Here is a 25,936-nt window from a genome sequence, read left to right on the forward strand (position 1 = left end):
CGAGCACCACCCGAAACCGCACGCCGTCTGAGGATCCGCAGACCCTCAACCTTGTGGAGCTGAGTCTTCCCACTCGCGGTACAGCTGCGGGCGGCGTTCCTTCAGATACGGCACCTGTTCACGGGCTGCCTTGACGCTTTCCGTGGAGATCTCAGCGAACAGCAATGCCGCACCATCCCCGGCGGCAGCGAGCAAAGAACCGTCCGGACCGGCCACCACGCTTCCGCCAAGGAAGTCACAGCCGTCCTCGTGGCCGCTGTGGTTTGCGTAGGCCACGTTGAGCTGGCTCTCCAGGGCCCGGGCCCGGATCAGGACCTGCGGCACGGCGTCGAAACCCGCGGACAGCGCGGTGGGAACCAGCAAGAGCTCAGCGCCCCGCGTGGCCGCGGCGCGGACACTTTCGGGAAACTCGACGTCGTAGCAAATCAGCAGCGACGTCTTGACCCCGTCAAAGTCCACGACGCGGGGAGCTACTTGGGCGGCGGAGAACGCCTTTCGCTCCTCCTCGCCGAAGAGGTGCACTTTGTCGTAGTCCAGGCGCACGGTTCCATGCGCATCCAGAAGAGTGGCGGAGATATGCCAGCCGCCATCGGCGGCCGGCGCGGGAAGGCTGTAGACCAGTCCGATTCCGCGCGTGCGGGCGATGTCCGCAAGGCGGCCCCGAATGTCTGGAAGAACCGCAGGATCCAGCTCCGCGTGGAGCCTCAGCGGCGCGTAGCCCACCGGGAAGAGCTCGGGGGTCAGCAGCAAGCCGGACCCGGCCGCGGCAGCGCGCTGTGCCGCCGCATCGACCGTCTTCAGATTGGCGTCGATGTCCAGGACAACAGCGTTGGCCTGCAGAACGGACAGCAGCATCATTACCACCTCAATAGCACCTTGCATTTCGCGTCGGGCGTCCATGGGAGACACGCCCGGGGTTACTCGTGATTCCAGCCTAGCCAGCCACAGGCCTGTCCCACAGGACAAAAGGACCTGCGGGCAGGCCGCCGGGGATGCATCGTACAAATCCGCGGCATAGTTCATGATGCCGACGCAAGTTCACTCCATTGCGTTAACTTCTTGACTGCAACTGTGATTTGAGGCACGCTTCATGTCATGCCCGCAACATCCAGCTCGACGAAGAGCCACCGTAAGAACCCCGGCTCGCAATCAGCGCTGCGCCACCTGAACCAGCAGCGGCTCATCGAATGCCTGCTGAGCGGCCCATCCACCCAGGCCGAACTCGCCAGGCAGACCGGTCTTTCCACGGCAACGGTGTCAAACATCGTCAAGATCATGCAGGACGCGGGGCTCGTCTCCACCGAACCGATCACAAGCTCCGGACGCCGGGCACTGAACGTCAGGCTCAACAGCAATGGCGCGGTCGCCGTCGGTATCGATTTTGGCCGGCGCCACCTGCGGGTAGTCTTGGCCTCACTGGGCTATCACATCATCGTCGAGGAAACCGTCACACTGCCCCTTGGCCACCACGCCGAACAGGGCATCAGCGCCGCAGTCGCCCTCCTCGACAAGCTCCTGCTCGAAAGCGGGGTTGACCGAAGCGCGGTAGTCGGCGCGGGTGCCGGCATAGCCGGCCCCATCGACCGCCGTTCCGGCACCGTGGCCCAGGGTGCCATCTTGCCCGAATGGGTGGGCATCCAGATTCTCGAACGACTGGAGGAAGCCCTCGATCTTCCCGTGTACGTTGACAACGACGCCAATCTGGGCGCCCTCTCCGAGGTCACATGGGGGCCCCACAGCGGGATCAGCAACCTCATGTTCCTCAAGATCGGTTCCGGCATCGGAGCGGGCCTGATCATCAATGGTGCGCCTTACTACGGGGCGGTGGGAATCACGGGAGAAATCGGCCATGCAACCATCCACGAATACGGCGCAATCTGCCGCTGCGGCAACCGGGGCTGCCTGGAAACCATGGCTTCCACCACCACAATGATCGAGCTGCTCGGGAAGGGTTCGGGGCTTCACCTCGAGCCCGAGGACATTGTCCGCAACGCCCTGGCGAGGGATCCGGCGACCCTTCGCGTGGTGGACGACGCGGGGCTCGCGGTGGGGCGGGCGTTGGGCAATGTGGCGAATCTCATAAACCCGGAAGTCATCGTGGTGGGCGGCCCCCTGGCCGGCCTCGGCGACATCCTCCTGGACCCGATCCGGCGCGGTCTGGTCCGCCACGCAGTGCCCGTAATCGGCGAGACAACGCACTTGGCGATGTCTTCGCTCGGCGCCCGGGCGGAGGCCCTCGGGGCGGCCGCTTTGGTGTTCCAGCACGCCGGAATCAAGCAGGGCTAAACATTTCGTTACCACGCTGTTATCGCCGTCTTGCGTTAAAGTCTTGACGACAAGCGGTGTGATCCAGTTTACTTTCTCATCAGATAGGCTCGCCATCCCCGAGCCGACAACGACGTCAAACATTGGAGGCGCAAGGGTATGTCGACCCCCATTACGCACCAGGATCCGGTTCTCCTCGAGATGCGGTCCATCACCAAGGAATTCCCCGGCGTGAAGGCGCTCTCGGACGTTAGCCTCCGGGTCAAGGTGGGCGAAATCCACGCGATCTGCGGCGAAAACGGAGCAGGAAAGTCCACGTTGATGAAGGTGCTTTCCGGGGTTTACCCCTACGGCAGCTACGACGGAGACATCGTGTACCAGGCGGAAGTCCAGCAGTTCAAGGACATCCGGGCCAGCGAACATGCGGGAATCGTGATCATCCACCAGGAACTGGCGCTGATCCCCGAGCTGTCCATCATGGAAAACATCTTCCTCGGCAACGAACCCGTCCGTCGTGGCATCATCGACTGGGCCGAGGCACGCAAGCGGTCGATCGAACTGCTCGCACGGGTTGGTTTGCGCGAGGACCCGGATACCCCCATCAAGGAAATCGGCGTCGGCAAGCAGCAGCTGGTGGAAATCGCCAAGGCCCTGAACAAGTCCGTCAAGCTGCTCATTCTCGACGAGCCCACAGCCGCCCTCAACGAATCGGACTCCCAGCACTTGCTGGATCTGATCCTTGGCCTCAAGGGCCGGGGCATCACGTCCATCATCATTTCCCACAAGCTCAATGAGATCGAGCAGATCGCAGACGAGATCACCATCATCCGCGATGGCAAGTCCATCGAGACGCTCAACGTCGTGGAAGACGGCGTCGACGAGGACCGGATCATCAAGGGCATGGTCGGGCGGACGCTCGAGTCCCGCTTCCCCGACCACACGCCGAAGATCGGCGAGGTGTTCTTCGAGGTCAAGGATTGGACCGTCGGTCATCCCCAGATCCAGGACCGCCTGGTGTGCAAGAACTCCAGCTTCCATGTGCGCCGCGGTGAAATCGTCGGATTTGCGGGCCTGATGGGCGCCGGCCGTACCGAGCTTGCGCGCTCCGTCTTCGGCCACTCCTACGGCCGGTTCATCTCGGGGCAGGTGTACAAGGACGGCAAGCCGATCACGATGCGCAGCGTCCGCCAGGCGATCGACGCCGGTCTCGGCTACGTCACGGAAGACCGCAAGAGCCTGGGACTGAACCTCCTGGACGACATCAAGACCACTACGGTGTCTGCCAACTTGAAGAAGATCAGCCGGGGAATCGTTGTGGACACCAACAAGGAGTTCATGGTGGCCGAGCAATACCGGAAGTCGCTGCGCACCAAGACGCCGTCGGTCGAGGAAGGCGTATCGAAGCTCTCCGGCGGAAACCAGCAAAAGGTTGTTCTCGCCAAATGGATGTTCACCGATCCGGATCTTCTCATCCTGGATGAACCCACCCGCGGAATCGACGTCGGTGCCAAGTACGAGATCTACGGAATCATCCAGGAGCTCGCCAACCAAGGGAAAGGCGTGATTGTGATTTCCTCCGAGCTTCCCGAGCTGCTGGGCCTTTCCGACCGTATCTACACCATCTTCGAGGGCTCCATCACTGGCGTACTCAACAAGGACGAAGCCAGCCAGGAAAGCCTCATGAAGCTCATGACATCCAGCCGCAAAGCTGCCTGACCCCGGTCATCTCCAGAACCACACGGACACAAGGACCCAAAACAATGAACGCGCTCAAGAAGCTATTCGGTGGCAACACCCGCCAATTCGGCATGATCTTCGCCCTGGTTGCACTCGTCATCTTCTTCCAGATCTTCACCTCGGGCCGCACTCTCACCCCAGGCAACGTCATCAACCTCTTCAACGGCAACTCGTACATCCTGATCCTGGCCATTGGCATGGTCCTGGTCATCATCGCCGGCCACATCGACCTTTCCGTAGGTTCGGTAGCGGCCTTCGTCGGTATCTCGGTGGCCTTGGCCATCAGGGACTGGCACCTGCCCTGGTACGTAGCAGTCCTGTTCGGGCTCCTGCTCGGCGCCCTGATCGGAGCCTGGCAAGGATTCTGGACGGCATACGTCGGCATCCCGGCATTCATCGTGACCCTTGCGGGCATGCTGCTGTTCCGCGGTTTCAACCAGTTCGTCGGCAAGTCCAACACCGTTCCGGTCCCGGAAGACTTCCAGTACCTGGGCTCCGGGTACCTGCCCGAGATAGGGCCGAAAACGGGGTATAACAACCTGACAATCCTGCTGGGCCTTATCGCCGTCGCATTCGTGATTTTCAGTGCGATTCGTTCCCGCCGCACCGCCCAGGCCTTGGGCGCCGAAGTACAAGAAGGCTGGGTGATGGTCACCAAGCTCGTGCTTGTCAATGCAGCCATCCTCTACGCCACCTACCTGTTCGCGACTGGCCGCCCCGGCACCTCGTTCCCCATCCCGGGCCTCATCCTGGCCGTGCTGGTCCTGATCTACGGTTTCATTTCCGCCAAGACGGTCATCGGCCGCCACATCTACGCAGTCGGTGGCAACCGCCACGCGGCTGAGCTCTCAGGAGTTCAGTCCAAGAAGGTCAATTTCATGGTCATGATGAACATGTCCATCCTTGCCGGCCTCGCCGGCATGATCTTCGTGGGCCGCTCCACCGCTTCGGGTCCGTTCGACGGCGTCGGCTGGGAACTGGACGCGATCGCTGCAGTCTTCATCGGTGGCGCTGCGGTCACCGGCGGTGTGGGCACTGTGATCGGCTCGATCGTTGGTGGCCTGGTCATGGCCGTCCTCAACAACGGCCTCCAGCTGCTCGGCGTCGGCGCAGACCTCACCCAGATCATCAAGGGCCTCGTGCTGCTGGCAGCTGTTGCGTTCGACGTCTACAACAAGACGCAGGGCAAGAAATCGATCATCGGAATGATGATGAAGAACTTCGGCCGGAGCAGCGAAATCGCTCCAGACGAGACAACCTCAACCAAGGAAGTCATCTCCAAGGAAGCCTGATCGGCTTCAAGACGACTTGTTCCATCCACAACAAAGAAAGCGAACCAAGATATGCGAATGTTTGGTAAAGCAGGAAAGGCAGCAGCTGTAGCTGCGATCGCGGCACTGGCGCTGACGGCCTGCGGCCGTACGGACAGCGGCAGCTCCGGTGGCTCGTCAAGCGGCAGCGAGGCATTCCCCAAGGGTTCCTCGATCGGCGTCGCGCTCCCCCAGAAGACCAGTGAGAACTGGGTCCTGGCAGAGAAGCTCTTCAACGACGGGCTCACGAGCGCAGGTTTCAAGCCGGATGTGCAGTTCGCCAATGGCGGCGTTTCCGAGCAGCAGAACCAGATCAGCGCGATGATCACCAAGGGTGACAAGCTCATCATCGTCGGTGCCATTGACGGCGCTCAGCTGGGCACGCAGCTCAAGCAGGCCAAGGACGCCGGCGCTACGGTCATTGCATACGACCGCCTGCTCCTGAACACCTCCAACGTGGACTACTACGTGGCCTACGACAACTTCAAGGTCGGCGTGCTGCAGGGCCAGGCCCTGCTGGACGGACTCAAGGCCAAGAAGCCGAGCGGCCCGTACAACATTGAGCTGTTTGCCGGTTCGCCCGATGACGCCAACGCGAAGGTCTTCTTCGACGGCGCAATGAGCATCCTGCAGCCGAAGATCGATGACGGAACCCTCAAGGTGGTTTCCGGCCAGAAGTCCTTCGAGCAGGCCGTCACCCAGGGTTGGAAGGCAGAGAACGCCCAGAAGCGCATGGATACCCTGCTCGCAGGCACCTACACCAGCGCTTCGCTGGACGGCGTGCTGTCCCCGAACGACACCCTGGCCCGCGCCATCCTGACCTCGGTCAAGGCGGCCGGCAAGCCGCTCCCGGTCGTGACCGGCCAGGACTCCGAAGTTGAGTCGGTCAAGTCCATCCTTGCCGGTGAGCAGTACTCCACCATCAACAAGGACACCCGCAAGCTCGTTGAGCACGCCATCACCATGGTCCAGGACGTCCAGTCCGGCAAGACCCCGGAAATCAACGACACCAAGTCCTACAACAACGGCGTCAAGACCGTGCCGGCATACCTGCTGCCTCCGGTCATCGTGACCCTCGCCAACGTGAAGACGGCCTACGTGGACGATCCGATCCTCGGACCGATCACCAAGTAGCAGTTCTCATCCAGGCACCAACGACGGCGGCCATCCCCACTCAAGGGGGTGGCCGCCGTCGCTGTGTCCGGTTCCATCCGCCGTCGCGCAACTCTTCACAGGCCCCGCATAGCTTCAGCAGCACAGTCGCACAGCCGCGGTGAGCACTGTTAGGTGAGCAGGCGCGCCGCTGGGGCGGGCCAGGTCCCGAAGGAGAATCGTGAGCGTCCTCGCCCGGAGTGTAGGCAATGCCTTCCGCAACAAGATAAGAACCGCGGCTGTAGTGGCAGTGCTGGCCGTCGCGATTGGGCTGGCGCTGGCCATGCTCGTGGCCAACCAAGCCGTTGGCGGCAAGGTCCAGGAGCTCAATGCCTCCGTGGGAACCGTCCTGACCGTGAACCCCGCCGGGGCACAGGGCTTCGACGGCGGCGGCGAGCCGCTCACTACTGCCCAGACCGCGACGGCGGCAGCCGTACCGAACGTCGTTTCCGTGGTGGGCACCAAGGCGCTGCGCCTGGAGACCGCAACGGCGGCCTCCACTTCAACCACCGGGACCGCGACCCAACAAGCCGGACCGGGTGGCGGTCCCGGCGGCGGCACGAGCGTCACCACGAACCTTCAGGCAGCAATCGACGCCGGCACGCTCGGCAACCGCAACAACACTAGCGGCAGCACTAGCGGCAGCACCGGCTCGGGAAGCACCGGCACGGGCAGCACTGGGTCGGAAAACACCGGAACCGCGCCGACGTTCTCACTGCCCATCACGGCTACCGGTATCGGCGCCGAGGTGGACACCGCCGGCAAGGCCTTGAACATCACGAGCGGCACAGGCCTGGGCGACTACACCGTGGCGAGCACCAAGGCCCTCGTCGGTACCACGCTCGCGACAAAGAACAACCTCAAGGCCGGCTCAACGTTCACCATCGCCGACAAAACCTTCACGGTGGCTGGCATCTTCGACGCCGGCACCACTTTCGGCAACAACGCGGTGTACACGACACTCGCCGAGGCCCAGGCCCTCGCCGCGACCCCGGGCGAGCTCTCCAGCATGGTGGTGACGGTCAACAGCATGGAAAACGTGGACGCCGCCAAGACGGCACTGCAGACTGCCCTCGGCTCGAGTAAGGCCGACGTGACGCAGGGCCAGCGGAACCTCGAGACCGCTGTCAGTTCCTTGGACAGCGTCAAGAACATCTCACTCGTGGCCTTCATCGCGGCCCTCGGCACGGCCGGCCTGATCATCCTGCTCATCATGGTCATGCTGGTCCGCGAGCGCCGGCGTGAGATCGGAGTCCTGAAGGCCATCGGCGCCCGCAACCGGACCATCGGCTTGCAGTTCGTGCTCGAAGCCCTCGTCCTCGTGGCGCTCGGCAGCGTCGTTGGCGCTGCCATTGCCTCCTTCGCCAGCGACGGCATCGCCTCGGCACTGATCAGTTCCAACAGCTCGACGGCGGCCACCACCCAGCGCGGCCCCGGCGGCGCAGGCTTCGGCGGACCCGGTGGAAACCCCTTCGGCGGAGCCTCCCAGCTGCTCACCTCGGTCACGGCGAGCGCCTCCCCCGGCGTCATTGCCGCCGGCGTTGCCGCGGTCTTCGGCGTCGCCGTCGTGGGCGCCCTGGTACCAGCGCTGCTCACAGCCCGCATCCGCCCCATCGAAGTCCTCCGAGGAGAATAGCCATGATTGAAGTCAAAGACCTGGTCCGCCAATTCAAGTCCGGCGACCGCACCATCAAGCCCGTCAACGGCGTGAGCTTCGAGCTCGAAAAAGGCACCCTCGCCTCGATCGTGGGGAAGAGCGGCAGCGGAAAGAGCACCTTGCTCTCCCTGCTCGGCGCCCTGGACAAGCCCACCAGCGGGGACGTCGTGGTGGATGGGGTCAGCCTGGCCGGACTCCCTGCGGGCAAACTCACCGAATACCGACGCCGGGACATCGGCTTCGTTTTCCAGCAGTTCAACCTCATCCCCAACCTCTCGGCAGTAGACAACGTGATGCTGCCCATGGAGTTCGCAGGAATGCGGAAGGCTGCCCGATTGGAGCGGGCGCGGTCCCTCCTGGAGCAGGTGCAGCTGGATCCCGAAAAACAGTCGCGCCGCATCAACAAGCTCTCGGGAGGCGAGCAGCAGCGCGTTGCGATCGCCCGGGCTCTGGCCAACGAGCCCAAGCTCATCCTTGCCGACGAGCCCACCGGCAACCTGGATGAGCAGACCGGTGAGCACATCATCGAATTGCTCAGTTCCTTGAGCCGGGACCACAACACCACCATTCTGGTGGTAACGCACGACCGGAGCCTGGCGCAAAAAACCGAACGGCGCTTCAGGCTGCAGCAGGGCAAACTGAGCGAGGAAACGGTGCGCCCGAGGGTAGCTGCCAGGGCCTGATCACGTTTTACAAACAACGGAAAGAGGGCCGGGAACCGCAAGGTTCCTGGCCCTCTTTCCGGGCTCTCTCCGGGGCGTCCGAGGCCGGCTCTTTAGAAGCGAATCGCGTCGATAACCTTGACGCGCACCGCCACAAGTGCCGGGATTGCTCCGGCCAATGCTCCCACCAGCACAGCTGCTCCGAAACCGAGCATGGCCGCTTCGATGGGGAACGGAGGGTACTGGCTGAGGGCCGGGGCAACCTTTGACTGGATCCAGGGGTGTTTGACCACCGCCACTGCCACCATGACGCCGGCCAGCCCGGCCACTGCGGTGGCCACGACGGACTCCATCATCACGCCGAGGAAGATCCGCCCCGAGGTCGCTCCGAAGCTCCTTCTAATACCGATTTCCCGCACCCGGTAGCGGACCGTGACCATCGAGATGTTCAACATCCCCACCGCGCCAAGCAAGAGGACCAGACCGGCAATACCACCCACCACCAGCTGCACCGGGGCCAGGGGATCTCCGTGTGCGGCAAAGTCCATCCTCTGCACCATGATGTTTGTGTCCGGGAACTGTTGCGCCAAATCGGCCTGGATGGCTGCCGAGAGCACTTCTGCTTGCCCGTCCTGCACCCATACCTTGAACTGCCCACCGAGCTGGTTGACTCCCATTTGCTTGGCGGCGCCCGACAGTATGTACGCCGCCGGAGGCGCATCCGGCCAAGTATCCGGCACGACGCCGATGATCACGGTATTCGATTCCTGCTCGCCTGCGGTCTTGATGCCGGGTTGCAAGGCAAGGTCGGGCCTGCCAGCCGCGTTGTAGAACGCTTCAGTGACGACGACGGCGGGCGCCAGCCGCTGTTCGTCGTCGCTGGCAAACCAGGACCCTTGCCGTAACTCGAGACGGTGAATGACCCCATATCCGGGGTCCACCACCATCAATTGAACAGACTGGACACCGCGAGGGAACTGGAACGGCTGCTCGGCGTGGCCCTCGTGCGAGGAGAAGGCAATACCGTAACGGTCAACGATGGACTGATACGCGGCATCCAGCCGCGCTGGATCCGGCTGGGTCGGACCATTGACCCCGAATCCGAGCGTCGCTGAGCGTCCCCCCGTGCGCTCGGACGAGGCTTTGAATCCTTCGCGTGCAAGATTGCCGACGCCTACCACCGACGTGAGCGCCGCGACGGACAAGGCCACGCCCAGCAAAGCCAGCAGGATCCGGACTTTGTTGATCCGCAGTTCCTGCCAGGCTTCCACCATGGCTGACATGAATCCGATCATCGACCGACCTCCGCCGATGTGGGCCCGAACGGCGCTGGACCCGGCGAAGCCAGCGCCGACAAGGCCGGTTGCGACAAAGCGATCCCCGGGTTCGACCCGCCGTCAAGGGGATGCAGAACGCCTGAGTCCAGACGGAAGCGGGACCGTGCCAGTGCAGCCACATTGCTGTCGTGGGTGATGGTCACGAGTGCCGCGGCGGACTCCGTGGCTACCTGGTCCAGAAGTGCCATGACCGATTGCCCGGTCTCTACATCGAGCGCGCCTGTCGGTTCGTCGGCAAGGATCAGACGGGGCCGCCGGACCAAGGCCCGCGCGATGGCAACCCGCTGCTGCTCACCACCCGAGAGCATGTTCGGCATGGTCTGGGCCCGGCCGGCAAGTCCCACACGGTCCAGCATGTCCATGGCCAGTTCACGGCGTCGCAGGAAATCGCGGCCACGGGCGTAAAGGAGGGGCGTGACGACATTGTCCAGTGCGCTACGGCCGGGGAGCAAGTTGAATTGCTGGAACACGAAGCCCACCGTGGAGCCCCGAAGCCGAGCACGCGCGTTGCCACCAAGCTGTAGCACAGGTGTGCCAAGAAAATGGATTTCGCCGGACGTGGGCACGTCCAGCAGACCCAGGAGGTTCAGCAACGTTGACTTCCCGCAGCCCGAGCGGCCGATTATCGCGGTGTGGTCGCCGGCGGAAATCTCAAGGTCGATCCCGAGGAGGATATGGAGCTTCTGATCGTCAGGCAGCACCACCATACGCGTGACACCGCGCAAACTCACAAGGCTTTCCATGCCTAGCCTCCCGCCGGACCGTAGGGTACCGCGCCTGGCCCGTAACCTTGCTGTGAAGGAGCGGCCGGGGCGCCGGGAACGAATTCAAGAACCCGTTCGCCTTCAGCGAGGCCGGACAGCACCTCCACCTTGTCACCGTCGTTGAGACCTAGCTTCACAGGCCGTTGCTCTGGCGCTTTGCCCTCGGCAGCCGCGCCGGCCATCCAGACAATACCTTCTTTGACGCTGCCCTTCACCGAGGTCAGGGGAACTGTCACGACGTCCTTGGCTTCGCCCGCACTCACCGTCATGGTTGCTCCCAGGCCGGCGAAGACTTCCGTTCCGGCCGGCACAGGACAACTGATCGTCCCGGTGCTCGCGCTGTCACTTTGCGTTGCACCACCCGGTCCAGCCGCGGCTAACGATAGTCCGCCAGCTGGCACCGCCATCCCCACGCCACCGGTTCCGTTAGCGCCGGCAGTGGCTCCGGCGTCGTTTGCGTTGTTCTTCAGCGTCACTGCAGGACAGGCGAACGGAGCCGGCCCGCCCACCAGGGAGATCTGCGCTGAGCCCGGCTTGGCAAGAAGCCGATACTGTTGGGCGGCATTGACCGGGCCGGAAACCGTGAAGGTCCCGGGATCGACCTTGCCCACAACTTCGCCCACGCTTAACTGCTGATCAAGAAGGGCAGTCAGTTCAATGAGCTTTCCGGCGGCAGGGGCGAGCACGTCGGTGTAAACGTACACGGGTTCTGACGTGGTCTTCTCCCCGGGCGTTGCGGCAGGGCCGGCGGGCTTGGTCCGCTCGGACTTGACTTGGAAAAGCTGGTCTCCCTTGGCCACGGCCACGCCCGGCTCCACATAGAGGTGGACAACCGTTCCCGCCGCCGTGCTGCGGACACCGACAACGGGGTCGCTCTGAACAGTGGCTTTGATCTGCACCGTATTGGTGACCGTTGCGCGCGCGGCGGGCACAACAGGCGTCTCCACCCTGGCCATCGGGGCAGGCTCGGCACCCTGCGGCTTTAGCCCATCCACAAAGGCGATCTTCACCAAGGCCACGGCGATCACTGCAAAAACCAGCAGCCATGCCACCGGCAAAATGACGCGTCGAAAAACACCCATCCCTGCTCCATTCGGTAACTCCCCACAGAACCTCTCTGCGAGGGATGATGACCATCAGCCTAGGCGATGGCTCCGACGAAATTCAGAGGGCTCGTGACTTGAGCGTGTGCTGTATAACGCCTGCGGCGGAATGAGAGGATAGGCCCCATGAGTCTGCATATCGCCAAGCCGTGGTTGTTCAGCCAGCCGAACCAGGATCCCCGCGCAGCCACCGGCAAGGCTCTGAACTGGGGCATTATCGCCACAGGAGGGATCGCTAAAACCGTGAGCGGCGACCTCGCCCAGCTCGAGGACGCAAACCTCTACGCTGTGAGTTCCCGGAGCCAGGAATCCGCGGATGCCTTTGCTGCCGCTCACGGGGTCACGAAGTCCTACGGGGACGACGGCGGAGTGCCCGGCTACCAGCGGCTGCTCGCCGATGACGCCGTCCATGTGGTCTACGTGGCCACTCCGCACGCCCAGCACTTCGAGATCGTCAGGGACGCCCTCAATGCTGGCAAGCACGTTCTGTGCGAGAAATCCTTGACCATCAACGGCCGTGAAGCGGCAGAGCTGGTCTCGTTGGCCCGGGAACGGAAATTGTTCCTCATGGAAGCCGTATGGAGTCGATTCCTGCCCAGCATGCAGAGGGCCTTCGCCATTGCCGCGTCGGGCGAACTGGGCGACATCAAATGGGTCAGCGCCGACCTTGGTTTCCCCGCCCCCTACAACCCCTCGGCCCGGATCTGGGCCCCGGCGGACGGCGGCGGAGCCCTTCTAGACCTCACGGTGTACGCGCTGCTCTGGCCTTTGGGAACCCTCGGTTTCCCGCAGTCGGTCAGCGCGATCGGCACTTTGACGGACGACGGCGTCGACTCGCAGAATGCGCTCACGCTGGCTTACGACGGCGGTGCCATCGCCCAGCTGACCTCTTCGTTGCTGGCCCATGGGCCGCGCTCGGCGTCCGTTGCAGGCTCCAAGGGCTTCCTCCAGACGCAGGGGTCGATCAACAATCCCCGCGAGCTTCTGATCCGAACCGGCTGGGACGAACCGCGAATCGAACGCTTTGACGCGATAGGGATCGGCTACACCTACGAACTGCGTGAGGTTACACGATGTGTCCAACAAGGACTGACCGAAAGTCCTGTGATGCCCTTGGACGATTCATTGAACACGATGCGCCTCTTCGACGGGGTGCGGTCCCAGCTCGGAGTCCGGTACGCCAACGACGCCCGCTGAACTGAATGACGAATCCATCGTCCAACGTATGGACTAGTTAACTAGTGAGGCCTAGGATGGGAGCGATCGTCGATCCAAGCTGACGCTGGGGGGTGTCGAGATGGAAGCTGAGCAAAGTAAGTCGCGCGTTCTTCATATTCTCCGCTCCATCATGCTCGCTGGCGCCGGAGCTGTCATTTGGATGGCCCTCTCTTCCACGGCAGCAACCGCTGATTCCGGAAGCACGAACAACCACACCCTTCTGGGCGGCGCGGGCTCCGCAGTCTCGAAGGTGGTGCACAACGAGGTCCATCTACCAGCGGTACAGGTGCCGGCTGTCGTTGTGCACGAACTTCCCCGGGCGACAAGGAGCGTCGACCAACTTGTAGCCAGCGCGCCCGTGGTCAGCGTAGCCCTCCCTGAGGGGACCGTTGGTGCCGTGACTACCAGCGTTGTATCGCCGGCAGCGAGCGCGGTTGACGGGGTTCGGTCAAGCGTTGGTTCCTTGGTTGGCAGCCTCCCAGCCACCACCCCAGAGATAACTGTCCCTTCCATCCAAATCCCCGATATCGTCGGAACGGGCGAAGCTCTTGCAGGGGGACCCGCTGCTGTTGAGCCCGTTGCTGGAGTCCCCTCGACGCCGGCTCAGGATGTCGCGGCCCCGCTGCTCAGCCTCGCTGGCCCCAGTGGCCCGCCGGGACTGAATGGGACACCTTCGAAGTCAATAGTCCGGGCTAGCGGTTCCAACGATCCTTCAGCGCCCTTGTCCGACGGGACATTCCCGCCGGGTACACCAGGCGGCAGCGACGCCGGAAATAGCTCTGCAGTCCTTTCCAGCAATCCTTCGGGAGCTGCTACTGCGTGGCTCCAAGGCACGAACCTGTTTTACCCCTTGACTGGGACCCTCGTGTCCACAGGTGCTGCCGGCAGAGTTCCGGCTCCGGTGTCGTTTGACCCGGGTTCTTCCCCTGACTAGTTCCGAGCCCCGCCGCTTTCCCGGAAGCCAATCCTGGACGGCGGCAGATGGCCAATCAGGGCGTACACGCAGGCTCCTGCGGACGCCTTCGGGAACTACTCGTTCAGGAGAAAGACACAATGCACAGCATGATTCGCAAGGGGCTGCTTGGCACCCTCTTTGCCGGGGGGTTGATAGCCCTCGGCGCAACTGCCGCGAACGCGGCAGACACCACTACAAGTGCGTTAGGCAATGCCTCAGGCACTCAAGTCGTTGCACCGGTGTCTATTCCGGTGACCCTCGGGTCGACGTCGCTCTCAATACTTGGAGATTCGGGCGCCGCGACCACCACCCCTGCACCCGCCCCGGCTCCGGCCCCGGCGACCAATTCCGGCGGAGCAGCCGTCCCGTCCGGAACCCAGGTGGTGGCTCCGATATCGGTCCCTGTTAATATCGGAGCCACCTCACTGGCAGTTCTGAACAATTCCACCCCTGGAACAGCCTCAGGCACCCAGGCGACGGCTCCCGTCACCGCTCCTGTCACCGTGGGTGACACCTCCGTCAACGTCCTCAGCACAACGCCGACAGACACCAGCGGAGGCACCGGCGTCACGGCACCGGTAACCGGACTGGCAACCGTCGGTGACACCTCCGTCAACGTCCTCAGCACAACGCCGACAGACACCAGCGGAGGCACCGGCGTCACGGCACCGGTAACCGGACTGGCAACCGTCGGTGACACCTCCGTCAACGTCCTCAGCACAACGCCGACAGACACCAGCGGAGGCACCGGCGTCACGGCACCGGTAACCGCTCCTGTCACCGTGGGTGACACCTCCGTCAACGTCCTCAGCACAACGCCGACAGACACCAGCGGAGGCACCGGCGTCACGGCACCGGTAACCGGACTGGCAACCGTCGGTGACACCTCCGTCAACGTCCTCAGCACAACGCCGACTGCTGCTACCGGCATCCTCTCGGGCACCGGCCTCACCGCCCCCGTGGGTCTTCCGATCACTGTTGGGGCCGCATTGGTAGGTTTGGGTCTGCCTTCCGGCGGCGAGAACCCGTCGACAGTCACCGCGCCCGTCGTGAACCAGCCGGTCGGTTCTCAGGGTTTTGTCGATCCGGCTGCGGCCTCTCCTTCGGTTGAGACGCCGTCGGCCATTGCGTCGGGAACGGCTGCACAGGCCAATGCGGCCTCGGTTCCCGATGCGGTTACTGTCGGGGCTGGAACCGCCGTTCTCGCAAGCACTGGCATCAATGGCCTGTGGTTGCTGTTCGCGGCAGCCCTGCTGCTGCTTGGACTCATCGTGATGGTGGGTAGCCGGAAGATCCGGGCAACCGTTCCCGCATAGTCACCAGCTCGGGCTGCTCCACCGCACTGGATGTAGCCCGTTCCCGGCTCCTCCGCAGGGCAAGCAGCCCCGCGGAGGAGCTCATGGGTGGAACCATCGGGGAATTCCGACTCCTACAGTGCGCTACACCGCAGTGTCACCGGATCTCTACCGCCGCCGGGCCATAGACCGGGGGAAACAGCTCGGAGGCGTTGCGCCGCCGGTAGTCACGTTCGCCGTAGGCTTCCACCATCTGTCCAAAAAGCTGCTGACCCTCAGCGCGCAGTTCATCCAGTTCGATGCCTGGGAATGAGCCGTCAACAACCACAGGGCGGCCCGCAACGTACGTATCGGTGACATTGCGTGCCGAGCCGTTGAGGATCAGCGTGCGCAATGGATCTTCCACGACCCCGTCACGGAAGTCACCCAGTGAGGCGACCATGATGTCCGCTTGCGCGCCCGGACACAGGCGTCCTAGGTCGTCGCGGCCCAATGCCCTAGCACCACCCAGGGTGGCAGCGTCGAAGAACGCCGACACCGTGCCGGCGTCCCGGCGGCCCTCCGCGATGCGGGCCAGGTGCGTGCCGACGTCGATGCCCTTGATCAGGTCCGGCGGGAAAGAATCCGTTCCCAAGCACATGTTGACCCCGGCGGCCGCGAAGGCATCAAAGGACTTGAGCATGCCTGAGTAGTGGAACGACGTCAGTGGGCAGTGGATGATGCTGACGTCATGCCGGGCGAGCACATCCAACGGCCTGCCCTCTGCGCTGGACGACGGGTCGGTGCCGTCGATGACAACCCCATGCGGGATAAGGAGCCGCGCGTCCAGCAGGCCGGAATCGGCAAGCTGTTCGAGGACAGTGCGCCCCGTGAGCTTGACGAGGAACCCGTCTTCATTCGCCCCCTGGAGGCAATGGAGGCGGACCAGTGCGTTGCGTTCGGTGGCCAGCTGGGCAGTCTGGCGCATCAGTTCGTCTGAAAGTGTCTCGATTCGGCACGGCAGCAGGACACCGGTAAGCAACGGGTGTCCTAGCTCGTCGGCGAAGTCCAGGAACCGTGCGGCGTCGGCGAATCCTTTGCGTCCCTCCACCTCGTCGAAGAGGATCACGCGTTGGCCGTCGTCGTCGGTGACGTTGATCCCCGAGCGGTACGCGGGGCCCAGGAATCCGCGCAGGCCAAGCTCGATGCTGGACTGTGCCATTCCTTTGAGTTCTTCGAAGGTTTCAGCCCATGAACTGTGGATCTCCGAGGCGATCGGCATGTAGGTGGTCACACCGTGCAAGGCCAGCTGCGCCAGGGCGAACTTGCGCACGCTCTGGCGCTGCGCCGCGGTGAAGACATCGCGGCGGCGGTTGTGGAAGTAGTCCTCAGACCATTGCAAGCCCGCAGCGATCTCCTCTGTAGGCCAGGAGTCGAAGATCATGTGATCAATGTCCGTCAGGGCATCAAGATCGATGAGGCCGGGTGCGATGAGGCTCTGTCCAAAGTCCCGGCGTTCGTCCACAGGCCCCTTGTAGTCGGTACCGACATAGACGATCTCGTCCTCCCGCATCACGACGTGCCCATCCGTGTGCATCACGTGCCCGCTCCCGTCATAGCCAAGGACGTACCGGGCAGAAAGCTGAGTGATCATAAACCCTCCAAGTTTGGTATCCCAGGTCAAATAGCCGCAGATCAAGTTCGAAGTTGGCCGAGCGTACGGGCGCCTTCAGTTACAGGATTTCGAGCGGTTTTGTGACATGTCTTGCATTGCGATGTGATCCACCTTACCATCTTTGGTATACCAAAGGGCGTGGACGGCTTCGTCCTTCGCCTCTGCAGCACACGAAGGGTGCACAACAATGAAGAACCAATCCACAACCACTCCGGAGGTGGATACGCCCGTAGTCAATGTCGATCACGGACCTGCCCGCCTCTTCACCCCGACCGCACGGCAATGGGGATCGATGATCCTGCTGTCCACCGCGGTCTGTGCCGTCGCCATCCTGGCCGGAACGCACAAGATTCCTCTGGGCAACGCCGCTATCGTGCTCATGCCCGTCTTGTGGGCGGTGCTGATGGGCGCCATCATCGGCGTCCAGAAGGTGCGCCCCATGTCCGGCCAAAGCCGTGCCGTGGCCTCGGTATTGCTAAACGTCAGCATCGTCATGTTCCTGGGGGCCCTCGGCACCCAGGTGGGACCTTCTTTCGCCAAGCTGACCTCCCTCGGCCCGGCCATCCTGCTCCAGGAGGTAGGCCACATCTTCGGAACGGTCATCATCGCCCTGCCGGTCGGCGTCGCGCTGGGCATGGGCCGCACGGCGATCGGTGCCACTTGGGCAATCGACCGCGAATCCTACTTGGCCTACGCATTGCAACGCTTTGGCGTGAAATCCCCGGTCTACCGCGGCGTGTTCTCCGTGTGGCTTCTGGGCAGCGTTTTCGGTGCAGTCTTCATCTCCCTGCTGGCCGGACTGCTCGGCGGGATGGGCATCTTCGACCCGCTTGCACTGGCCCTGGGCCTGGGCCTCGGCTCGGGATCCATGATGCTTGGCGGCGTGGCGGCCCTGTCAATCCTTTATCCGGGGCAGGCACCGGAGATCATGGCGCTGGCGGCTCTGTCGAATCTGGTGACGAACCTTGTGGGCTTCTACGCCGGGGCCTTCCTTTCGTTGCCGATGTCCTTGCGGCTCTACAAGTTCTGGGCGCGCCTCTTCCGCCGCGATGACGAGGGCAAGCGCCTTGACCGCAACGGGAACGCCGTTGCCACGGACCCGCGACGGCCACAGGACCGAACCAAGGTGGACGTTGCGGCCGTGCTACAGGACCCGGAGGTGCGCACGAAGCCTTCAACATGGATCATCGCTTTCGTTGCAAGCATCGCCGCGGGCGTGGTTCTCAACGCGTTGGGCACCAAGTCCATCAGTGTCAACGATGTCATTGGCGTGGTGATCCTTGGCCTCCTTACCGCACTGGCATTCGTACTCGCCAAGTACGTGCCCGCCGTGCCGTCAAGCGTATGGGTCCTTGCGCTCGCCACCTTGGCAACGGCTCCGATCCTGCCTTTCAGCGGCATGATCGGCTCGTTCACCCACAACCTTGACCCGCTCTACGTGGGCCTTGGCTCGATCGCCCTGCTCGGCATGAACGTGGGGCGCGACATCAACGCGCTGAAGACCCTGAACTGGCGCACGGTGATTGTGGCGACAATCACGTTCTCCGCAAGTTTCGTGGCAGCCGCAGCACTTGCGCAATTCGTCATCCATGTCTGAACTGGGGCACTGAACAACCGACGCCGAACAAGGGCGGGTTGAATGGACACTTTCCGTCCATTCCGCCCGCCTTTTCGCGTCTCTGCTCCCGCCCTCGGCGGCACATACGGGTGATGTTCGACGCATCGCGGCTCCTTCATTCCCCGGGGCTGCGCGACATACCGTGTCAGGTGAACAGCGGAAGGACACTAGACCGCCTGTGGCTTGCTAAGATCTAAAGGCTCAACCGGCCCCCCGGAGAGCCCCCCATCAACTGGCCCGGAACGGACGTGCCCCCACGCGCCCCGGTACCGGCCCCTGCCCGACCCCAGGAGACCCCTGCTCTCATGACCGCATTGGCCGAACCGGACTTTTTCGAGGTACACGACGAGGATTACCGCAGCGCACTGGACTCGCGGTACGAGGAAGGTTTCGGGCGCGGGCCCGAGCTCGACGACGACTACGGCAGCGGCTACGACGAACTCGACAAGCTCTTCGATGGTTTGTTCGACGACGAGGACGAGGATGACCTGGACGCCCCTGCCAAGGCCGAAAAGAAGATTCCGGCCAGGAGAGACGCTCCGAAGGCCGCTGCCGTAAAGGCGGCCACACCCAAGAAGGCTTCCTCAATTTCGATGCCCAAGGCCAGCCCGGTGATCACCCGCAAGGTGGAACCTGCGGCCGCTCCCGCCGTCGAAAACACGCCGACGGTAACCGCCGTCGAACCGACCGCCGTCGAACCGACCGCCGTCGAACCGACCGTCGTCGAACCGGCAAGCCCCGCAGAGGCTTCCGCCGAAGAAGCCGTGACTCCACCGGTACCGGACAGCCCCTTCTTCGCCCCGCACATCGCACCGGTGAACCAGCATGTGGAGTTCCTCCGCAAGCTCCGCCCGGGCTTCGAAGTCCCCTATGTGGATCCGATGCACTCGGTGGAGGACTGCCGGATTGTCACCCTGTTTTCCAACAACAGCGAGGCCTCCTCGCGGGGCGTTGTCTGGGCCGGCGACGACGCCGCTGCCACCCGGCTACTGGGCCTGCAGTTCCAGCTCGGCCTGCGCCCGGAATGGATGATGCCGTGGAACACCCACCCGTGGTTCACTCCGGGCGAGGCGAATGGAAAGCTGACTCCCGAGCAGATCGCCGCAGGCCTCAAGCCGCTCCTCGCTTTCCTCAAACTCGTTCCACGCGCCTCGGCGATCGTCGCCCACGGAACGGAAGCCAACCGCCTGGCGCAGATGCTCCTCAAGACTGACAACCAGCTGATCTGGCGCCGCGGCTTGAAGGTCTACAAGGCCCGTTCGCTGCACGGGCGCGCCTTCGCCGGGTCCAAGGAACGCCAGACCGAATGGCTCATCGAAATGGGCCGCTCCTACGCGGACGCCATGGCCCGCGCGGGTCTCCAGGCCGGTCGGCGCTAGGGGCGGCTAGCGCCGCGACTTCCGGGCCGGCTTCCCGGCAAACAGTTTCCGATCCAGCGAAACCGCCCCCGAACCGATGAAGGCAAACGCCAACGCCAACGCGATATACAGAATGAGCAGCTCAGCGTTGATTCCGGGACTATCGCTCAACAGGGGCTTGCCCGATTCGGTGACAAACCAGATCCCGGCGTACATAAGGGCTGCCAGGAAACCAGCCACCCTGGTCAGGGCGCCGAGCACCAAAAGTGCGCCCAGTCCGGTTTCGCCCCAGATGACGAGCCAGGACATCAGCTCCGCTTTTTGAACACCCATGGCAGCGATGGTTGCCTCGAACGCGGGCTGCCCTGCGAGCAGCTTCTGGACTCCGTGCAGCAGCAAAAGGCCGCCGAACACGATCCTCAGAAAGGCGATGCCACGCGAGGACGATGTCTGCGAAGGAAGGAGGAATTTCACCCGGTCCAATCTTCCATGCCGACGGCAGAGCTCAAAACGGCCGCCTTGTCATCCGGCCGTTGTGAATCAAGCCAGCAGGGCCGGAATATCTTTGACCCCCGCCCGGATGTGATCGTGCGGGTGTGCGGAGAGTTCCCCCGTCCCAGTTTTCCTGTGAGGACACCGACCGCCGTCACTCCCACGTTCCTGGCCGCTTTGAGGTCGTTCATGGTGTCGCCTGCAGCCAGCACTTCGCGGACGTCGATCACTCCCGTCAACTCGACGGCGCGGTGGCCTTCGACCTGCCGTCGTCCGAGGTCGACGCCGCCCACTTGGACGCGCTTTACGCTCCGGACCGCGTGGGGGCAGCGTGTCCAATGAAACCGTTGTGGGCACCTCCCGCATTTTTCCGGACCCCCGTGGGACCACCTTGAGCGGCCGGTCCTTTCCGGGCCGCCCGAAGCAGCCCCTGCAATGGATCGCGACGGCGGTGGCCGTTGCCGCCGTCGTCGGCCTCCACGCGCTGGTGGTGGACCAGTTCTCGGCCTGTGTCCGCCGGAAGCTGGCCGCTTAGGCAGAATGGAAACTGCAGTGGGCCTCGCTGGGAGGCCCGGACAGGGTGGGTGAATCCGGGATGGATGTTGACGTCGTCGTAGTCGGCGGAGGCGCAATGGGATCAGCTGCGGCGTGGCAGCTCGCACTCAGAGGGAGATCAGTGCTCCTCCTTGAGCAGTTTGCGGAGGGGCACCATGTGGGCGCGTCGCACGGCGCAACGCGCAACTTCAATACGGCATATGCGGTGGACGACTATCTTGCCCTAGTCAGCGAAGCGAGGGACCTCTGGGATGGGCTCGCTGACGAGACCGAAACGCAATTGTTGGATCTTGTGGGTCTGGCCAACCACGGAAATGTCGCCCGGCTTCGGGAAGTCCGCTCCGCCCATGTTGAGCGGGGTATCGCAAGCCATTTCATCTCCGCCAAGGAAGCTTCAGAGCGTTGGCCAGGCATGGCGTTCCGAAGCGATGTTCTCTTCGTGCCGGAATCGGGCCGGGTCCGGGCGGTCGAGGCCCTCAGGGCGCTGCGCACATCGGCCGAGGCACACGGTGCCCGCTTCTCGTATTCCACACCTGCTCGCGACATCCGCGTCCTCGGCGAGGATCGCGCCGTCGTCGTCACCGACTCACAAGAGATCACCGCGCGCCGGGTAGTCATCACGGCGGGCGCCTGGACCAGCAAGCTTGTCGGGGCGCAGGTGCCACTCCCCCGTTTGGTGGTCACCCAGGAGCAACCTGCCCATTTCACGCCCATCGATGATTCCCAGCTCTGGCCGAGCTTCAACCACGCACCGGACCCCGGCGATCCCCGTGACGACTATTGGTACAGCCCCGTCTATGGGATGCTCACGCCGGGCGAAGGGGTCAAGGCGGGGTGGCACGGCGTAGGACCGGTCACCGATCCTGATGCCCGCACGTTCCAACCTGAGCCGGTCCAGCTGGAGGCCCTCCGCCGCTACGCCCGTGAATGGCTGCCAGGGGTCGACGCCGAATCGGCGGCTCCCATCAGCTGCACCTACACGAGCACGGCCAACGAAGACTTCGTGCTCGACCGTTTTGGACCGCTCGTGGTCGGGGCCGGGTTCTCCGGGCACGGATTCAAGTTCACCCCGGCTATCGGCCGCGTGCTTGCCGATCTTGTCGACGGGATCGACGCGCCGCGCCGCTACTCCGCCCGAAGCCGCGCTTAAATACAACTGACTCGCAGTTGTTGTCGTTCTGAGCTCTCAAAACGACAACAACTGCGAGGGCCCACGCCGCCAGGGTTCCCTGGCCGTGGGGCCCCACCGGCGAGGGTCCCTGGCTGAGCTTGCGAAGCCTGGGAGCCGGCGGGGACTTGCGAGGCGAGGGTGGCGGTGGGGCTAGTTGGGGTGGGGCGGGGTGCCTAGTTCAGGTTGGCGACAACCTCGTTGAACTTTGCGGAGGGACGCATCACGGCCTCTGCCTTTGCGGCATCGGGGCGGTAGTAGCCGCCGATGTCGGCAGGCGAACCCTGGACTGCGAGCAGCTCGGCGATGATGGTTTCCTCGTTGGACGTCAGGGCTCCGGCAACGGCGGAGAACGCCGCGGCGAGTTCGGCGTCGTCGGTCTGTTGGGCCAGTTCCTGCGCCCAGTACTTGGCGAGGTAGTAGTGGCTGCCTCGGTTGTCGAGTTCGCCCACACGGCGCTTCGGGGACTTGTTGTCCAGGAGGAACGTGCCCGTGGCACGGTCCAGCGTGTCGGCGAGGACCTGGGCCCGGGCGTTGCCCGTGGTGGTGGCGAGGTGTTCGAAGCTAACCGCCAGCGCAAGGAACTCGCCCAGGCTGTCCCAGCGCAAGTGGTTTTCCTGCAGGAGCTGCTGGACGTGCTTCGGGGCCGAGCCGCCGGCACCGGTCTCGAAGAGGCCGCCGCCGTTGATCAGCGGGACCACGGAGAGCATCTTGGCGCTCGTGCCAAGTTCGAGGATCGGGAACAGGTCGGTGAGGTAGTCACGCAACACGTTTCCGGTCACCGAGATGGTGTCTTCACCCTTGCGGATCCGCTCCAGCGTGAACGCGGTGGCCTTCTCCGGGGACATGATTTCGATCTGCAGGCCCTCGGTGTCGTGGTCCTTCAGGTATTCCTTGACCTTGGCGATCAGCTGGGCGTCGTGGGCGCGGGTTTCGTCGAGCCAGAAGACGGCCGGCATCTTGGAGGCGCGGGCACGGGTAACGGCCAGCTTGACCCAGTCGCGGATCGGCACGTCCTTGGTCTGGCAGGCGCGCCAGATGTCGCCCGGGGAGACCTGGTGTTCGATCAGCACGGTTCCGGAGGAATCCACAACCTGCATGGTTCCGTCGTACTCAACCTCGAAGGTCTTGTTGTGGCTGCCGTATTCCTCAGCCGCTTGTGCCATCAGGCCGACGTTCGGAACCGTACCCATGGTGGTGGGATCGAAGGCGCCGTGGGCACGGCAGTCATCGATGACCACTTGGTACACATCTGCGTAGCAGCTGTCGGGGATGACCGCGAGGGTATCGGCTTCCTTGCCGTCCGGTCCCCACATGTGGCCGGAGCTGCGGATCATTGCCGGCATCGAAGCGTCGACAATGATGTCGCTGGGAACGTGGAGGTTGGTGATGCCCTTGTCAGAGTCGACCATGGCCAGTGCCGGGCCGTCTGCCAGACCCTTCTTGATGGCTGCCTTGATGCCTTCGCGGACGTCCTCCGGGAGTTCATCGAGGCCTTTGAGGATGGAAGCGAGGCCGTTGTTGGCGCTCAGGCCGGCAGCAGCGATCTGCTTGCCGTAGGTGTCGAAGAGCTCGGAGAAGTACGCCTTGACGACGTGGCCGAAGATGACCGGGTCGGAGACCTTCATCATGGTGGCCTTCAGGTGTGCCGAGAACAGCACGCCTTCTTCCTTGGCGCGGACCACCTGGGCAGCCAGGAACTCGTCCAATGCCGCGGCGCGCAGCACGGTGCCGTCCACTACTTCACCAGCGAGGACGGGGAAGGCCGGCTTGAGGACCTTGACGGTGCCGTCTTCGCGGACAATCTGGATCTTGATGGTGTCATCCGCGGGAATGACCACGGACTTCTCGTTGGAGCGGAAGTCGTCCGCCGTCATGTGCGCAACGTTGGTCTTGGAGTCGGCGCTCCAGGCACCCATGGAGTGCGGATTCTGGCGGGCGTAGTTTTTCACCGACAGGGGCGCGCGGCGGTCGGAGTTGCCTTCACGCAGGACCGGGTTCACGGCCGAGCCCTTGATCTTGTCGTAACGCGACCTGATGTCCGTCTCTTCGTCAGAGGAGGGGTTGTCCGGGTAGTCCGGAAGCGCATAGCCCTTGCCCTGCAGTTCGGCAATGACTGCCTTCAGCTGCGGGACGGATGCGCTGATGTTGGGGAGCTTGATGATGTTGGCTTCGGGTTTCTTTGCCAGTTCACCCAGTTCGGCCAGCGCGTCACTGATCCGCTGCTCTTCAGTCAGGTAGTCACCGAAGACGGCGATGATTCGGCCGGCCAGCGAAATGTCGCGGGTCTCGACCTCCACGCCCGCCGTCGAGGCGAAAGCTTCCACAATCGGCAGGAGTGAGTACGTCGCCAGCATCGGCGCTTCGTCAGTGTGGGTATAGATAATCTTTGCCATTGGTGGGGCATCTCCCTGAAAGTCTGCAGATTTCAACATCTCTAACTTACCTGAGGGGGCCGGATTGGCGCGTACTGGGACGGCTCCGAGCGAGCTGTGCAACGTCATACCCCGCCGGACCTTATGTACCTCCGCGCCAAATCGGAGTAGGTTCATTGGGTCAAACTGTGGCCGACGACACGTGGCCGCCAAACGATTGGCAGGACAATCATGACAAAGAAATCACTCCCCATCACTGGTCTCCTGAGCCTCCTTACCTCCGCCGTTTTGACCCTCTGTGCCGCTGGAGGGGCGGCAGCCGCAACGCCTTTCACTGCGGTTTCGAGCTTTGCAGCGCCTGGGACGCAGCAGCTCGTCAGCCTGGCGACAACAAACACCGACCCCACGGGGTACTGGACTCCCGAACGGATGCAAGCAGCAATCCCTGGCGATGTCCTCGCTGGTATTGCCCTCGCACGAGGTGGCGCCTCCAGCACCGCCGGCGGCACGGTCGAAACCGGCCCGCCAGTGAAAATCGCCAGCGCCAAGGGCGGCAGCGCGAGCCTGCATCAAGACGAAGACCCCATTGACCACGTCGGCAAGGTCTTCTTCACTATGGGTGCCTTCGCCTACGTCTGCTCCGGCAACGTCGTCGTGTCGGATAACGACAGCACCGTGGCGACCGCGGGCCACTGTGTCAATGAGGGTCCTGGAGCATTCGTCCGGAACTTCGTTTTCGTTCCGGCTTATCTCAACGGCAAGGCTCCTTTCGGAATCTGGCCTGCCAAAGCCCTCTACACCACACCCCAGTGGCGCACCGCGGGCGACATCCGCTATGACACAGGCTTCGCAGTCACTGCCACGGTGAACGGCAAGCACTTGGCAGACGTCGTCGGCGCGTCCGGCGTAGAGTTCAACCAGGACCGGGGACTCAGCTACCAAGCCTTTGGCTACCCTGCCGCCCCGCCGTTCGACGGACAATCGCTGAAGAGCTGTTCGGGTGACGCCACCAAGGATCCCATCAATCCACAGTTCAAGGCGCAGGGCATTCCCTGCGATATGACCGGCGGATCATCGGGCGGACCGTGGATGGTCGACTCCGGCCGGGATTCCTACCAAAACTCCATTACGAGCTACGGCTACCCCGGCGGCCCGGCCGTGATCTACGGGCCTTATTGGGGCTCCGTCATCCGGGAAGCCTACGAGTCAGCGTCCACATCCTAAGTCCTCCGTCCACTCGGAAATATGGCAGAATTCGCAT

21 protein-coding genes are annotated in these 25,936 nt (G+C 63.4%); 13 read left to right on the forward strand and 8 right to left on the reverse strand.

What is annotated here, in order from left to right; genetic code table 11:
• Positions 1-45 precede the first annotated feature (45 nt).
• Positions 46-855, reverse strand: a complete 810-nt coding sequence (locus QRN59_RS03545) for a carbon-nitrogen hydrolase family protein (protein ID WP_502871017.1) — start codon at positions 853-855, stop codon at positions 46-48.
• A 240-nt stretch (positions 856-1,095) separates the two neighbouring features.
• On the opposite strand from QRN59_RS03545, the gene QRN59_RS03550 reads away from it, so the two are divergent.
• From QRN59_RS03550 to QRN59_RS03575, 6 genes are all read left to right on the forward strand, one after another.
• Positions 1,096-2,286, forward strand: a complete 1,191-nt coding sequence (locus QRN59_RS03550; RefSeq protein WP_284981125.1) for an ROK family transcriptional regulator — start codon at positions 1,096-1,098, stop codon at positions 2,284-2,286.
• A 138-nt stretch (positions 2,287-2,424) separates the two neighbouring features.
• Positions 2,425-3,981 carry a multiple monosaccharide ABC transporter ATP-binding protein gene (mmsA, locus tag QRN59_RS03555; RefSeq protein WP_234751231.1) on the forward strand — a complete coding sequence of 519 codons (1,557 nt, stop codon included), beginning with the start codon at positions 2,425-2,427 and terminating at the stop codon, positions 3,979-3,981.
• Between the two features lie 44 nt (positions 3,982-4,025).
• The gene (gene mmsB / locus QRN59_RS03560) at positions 4,026-5,294 is read left to right on the forward strand and encodes a multiple monosaccharide ABC transporter permease (RefSeq protein WP_284981128.1); all 1,269 of its coding nucleotides are present in this window, start codon (positions 4,026-4,028) and stop codon (positions 5,292-5,294) included.
• A 51-nt stretch (positions 5,295-5,345) separates the two neighbouring features.
• Positions 5,346-6,446 carry a substrate-binding domain-containing protein gene (locus QRN59_RS03565; protein WP_284981130.1) on the forward strand — a complete coding sequence of 367 codons (1,101 nt, stop codon included), beginning with the start codon at positions 5,346-5,348 and terminating at the stop codon, positions 6,444-6,446.
• Positions 6,447-6,645: 199 nt separating this feature from the next.
• Positions 6,646-8,100 carry an ABC transporter permease gene (locus tag QRN59_RS03570; RefSeq protein ID WP_284981132.1) on the forward strand — a complete coding sequence of 485 codons (1,455 nt, stop codon included), beginning with the start codon at positions 6,646-6,648 and terminating at the stop codon, positions 8,098-8,100.
• A 2-nt stretch (positions 8,101-8,102) separates the two neighbouring features.
• Positions 8,103-8,804 carry an ABC transporter ATP-binding protein gene (locus QRN59_RS03575; RefSeq protein ID WP_284981134.1) on the forward strand — a complete coding sequence of 234 codons (702 nt, stop codon included), beginning with the start codon at positions 8,103-8,105 and terminating at the stop codon, positions 8,802-8,804.
• A gap of 92 nt (positions 8,805-8,896) precedes the next feature.
• Here QRN59_RS03575 and QRN59_RS03580 read toward each other — a convergent pair whose 3' ends face one another.
• Genes QRN59_RS03580 through QRN59_RS03590 form a run of 3 tightly spaced genes read right to left on the reverse strand, consistent with a single transcriptional unit; the run spans position 8,897 to position 11,966 of the window.
• Positions 8,897-10,078 (reverse strand): ABC transporter permease, encoded by a 1,182-nt coding sequence (locus QRN59_RS03580; RefSeq protein ID WP_284981136.1) that lies wholly within the window; start codon positions 10,076-10,078, stop codon positions 8,897-8,899.
• On the reverse strand, positions 10,075-10,863 hold the full coding sequence (locus QRN59_RS03585; RefSeq protein ID WP_284981138.1) for an ABC transporter ATP-binding protein: 789 nt from the start codon (positions 10,861-10,863) through the stop codon (positions 10,075-10,077). Before QRN59_RS03585 ends, QRN59_RS03580 begins: the two co-directional genes overlap by 4 nt.
• Before the next feature lie 2 nt (positions 10,864-10,865).
• Positions 10,866-11,966 carry an efflux RND transporter periplasmic adaptor subunit gene (locus QRN59_RS03590; RefSeq protein WP_284981139.1) on the reverse strand — a complete coding sequence of 367 codons (1,101 nt, stop codon included), beginning with the start codon at positions 11,964-11,966 and terminating at the stop codon, positions 10,866-10,868.
• A gap of 147 nt (positions 11,967-12,113) precedes the next feature.
• On the opposite strand from QRN59_RS03590, the gene QRN59_RS03595 reads away from it, so the two are divergent.
• Both QRN59_RS03595 and QRN59_RS03600 read left to right on the forward strand, forming a co-directional pair.
• The gene (locus QRN59_RS03595; protein WP_284981140.1) at positions 12,114-13,184 is read left to right on the forward strand and encodes a Gfo/Idh/MocA family protein; all 1,071 of its coding nucleotides are present in this window, start codon (positions 12,114-12,116) and stop codon (positions 13,182-13,184) included.
• Positions 13,185-14,258: 1,074 nt separating this feature from the next.
• Positions 14,259-15,476, forward strand: a complete 1,218-nt coding sequence (locus tag QRN59_RS03600; protein ID WP_284981141.1) for a DUF320 domain-containing protein — start codon at positions 14,259-14,261, stop codon at positions 15,474-15,476.
• 136 nt (positions 15,477-15,612) lie between these two features.
• On the opposite strand, the gene QRN59_RS03605 is transcribed toward QRN59_RS03600, so the two are convergent.
• On the reverse strand, positions 15,613-17,088 hold the full coding sequence (locus QRN59_RS03605) for a chlorohydrolase family protein (protein WP_284981142.1): 1,476 nt from the start codon (positions 17,086-17,088) through the stop codon (positions 15,613-15,615).
• A 208-nt stretch (positions 17,089-17,296) separates the two neighbouring features.
• Here QRN59_RS03605 and QRN59_RS03610 point away from each other — a divergent pair, with 208 nt between their 5' ends.
• Positions 17,297-18,706 carry a DUF3100 domain-containing protein gene (locus QRN59_RS03610; protein ID WP_284981143.1) on the forward strand — a complete coding sequence of 470 codons (1,410 nt, stop codon included), beginning with the start codon at positions 17,297-17,299 and terminating at the stop codon, positions 18,704-18,706.
• Between the two features lie 785 nt (positions 18,707-19,491).
• Positions 19,492-20,106: a uracil-DNA glycosylase family protein gene (locus tag QRN59_RS03615; protein ID WP_502871019.1), complete on the forward strand. Its 615-nt coding sequence runs from the start codon at positions 19,492-19,494 to the stop codon at positions 20,104-20,106.
• Positions 20,107-20,112: 6 nt separating this feature from the next.
• Here the strand turns inward: QRN59_RS03615 and QRN59_RS03620 are convergent, their stop codons facing one another.
• Together QRN59_RS03620 and QRN59_RS03625 are read right to left on the reverse strand one after the other, a co-directional pair.
• Positions 20,113-20,559 (reverse strand): DoxX family protein, encoded by a 447-nt coding sequence (locus QRN59_RS03620; RefSeq protein ID WP_284981144.1) that lies wholly within the window; start codon positions 20,557-20,559, stop codon positions 20,113-20,115.
• Positions 20,556-20,870, reverse strand: coding sequence for an HAD hydrolase-like protein (locus tag QRN59_RS03625; protein ID WP_284981145.1), 315 nt, complete (start codon positions 20,868-20,870; stop codon positions 20,556-20,558). Before QRN59_RS03625 ends, QRN59_RS03620 begins: the two co-directional genes overlap by 4 nt.
• Positions 20,871-20,908: 38 nt before the next feature.
• On the opposite strand from QRN59_RS03625, the gene QRN59_RS03630 reads away from it, so the two are divergent.
• Together QRN59_RS03630 and QRN59_RS03635 are read left to right on the forward strand one after the other, a co-directional pair.
• Positions 20,909-21,112, forward strand: coding sequence for a hypothetical protein (locus tag QRN59_RS03630; RefSeq protein ID WP_284981146.1), 204 nt, complete (start codon positions 20,909-20,911; stop codon positions 21,110-21,112).
• 60 nt (positions 21,113-21,172) lie between these two features.
• Positions 21,173-22,282, forward strand: a complete 1,110-nt coding sequence (locus tag QRN59_RS03635) for an FAD-dependent oxidoreductase (protein ID WP_284981317.1) — start codon at positions 21,173-21,175, stop codon at positions 22,280-22,282.
• Between the two features lie 194 nt (positions 22,283-22,476).
• Here QRN59_RS03635 and QRN59_RS03640 read toward each other — a convergent pair whose 3' ends face one another.
• On the reverse strand, positions 22,477-24,696 hold the full coding sequence (locus QRN59_RS03640) for an NADP-dependent isocitrate dehydrogenase (RefSeq protein WP_284981147.1): 2,220 nt from the start codon (positions 24,694-24,696) through the stop codon (positions 22,477-22,479).
• 210 nt (positions 24,697-24,906) lie between these two features.
• On the opposite strand from QRN59_RS03640, the gene QRN59_RS03645 reads away from it, so the two are divergent.
• The gene (locus QRN59_RS03645) at positions 24,907-25,899 is read left to right on the forward strand and encodes a trypsin-like serine peptidase (RefSeq protein WP_284981148.1); all 993 of its coding nucleotides are present in this window, start codon (positions 24,907-24,909) and stop codon (positions 25,897-25,899) included.
• Positions 25,900-25,936: the final 37 nt, after the last annotated feature.

It is taken from the genome of Arthrobacter sp. efr-133-TYG-118, assembly GCF_030209755.1.
GTDB lineage: Bacteria > Actinomycetota > Actinomycetes > Actinomycetales > Micrococcaceae > Arthrobacter.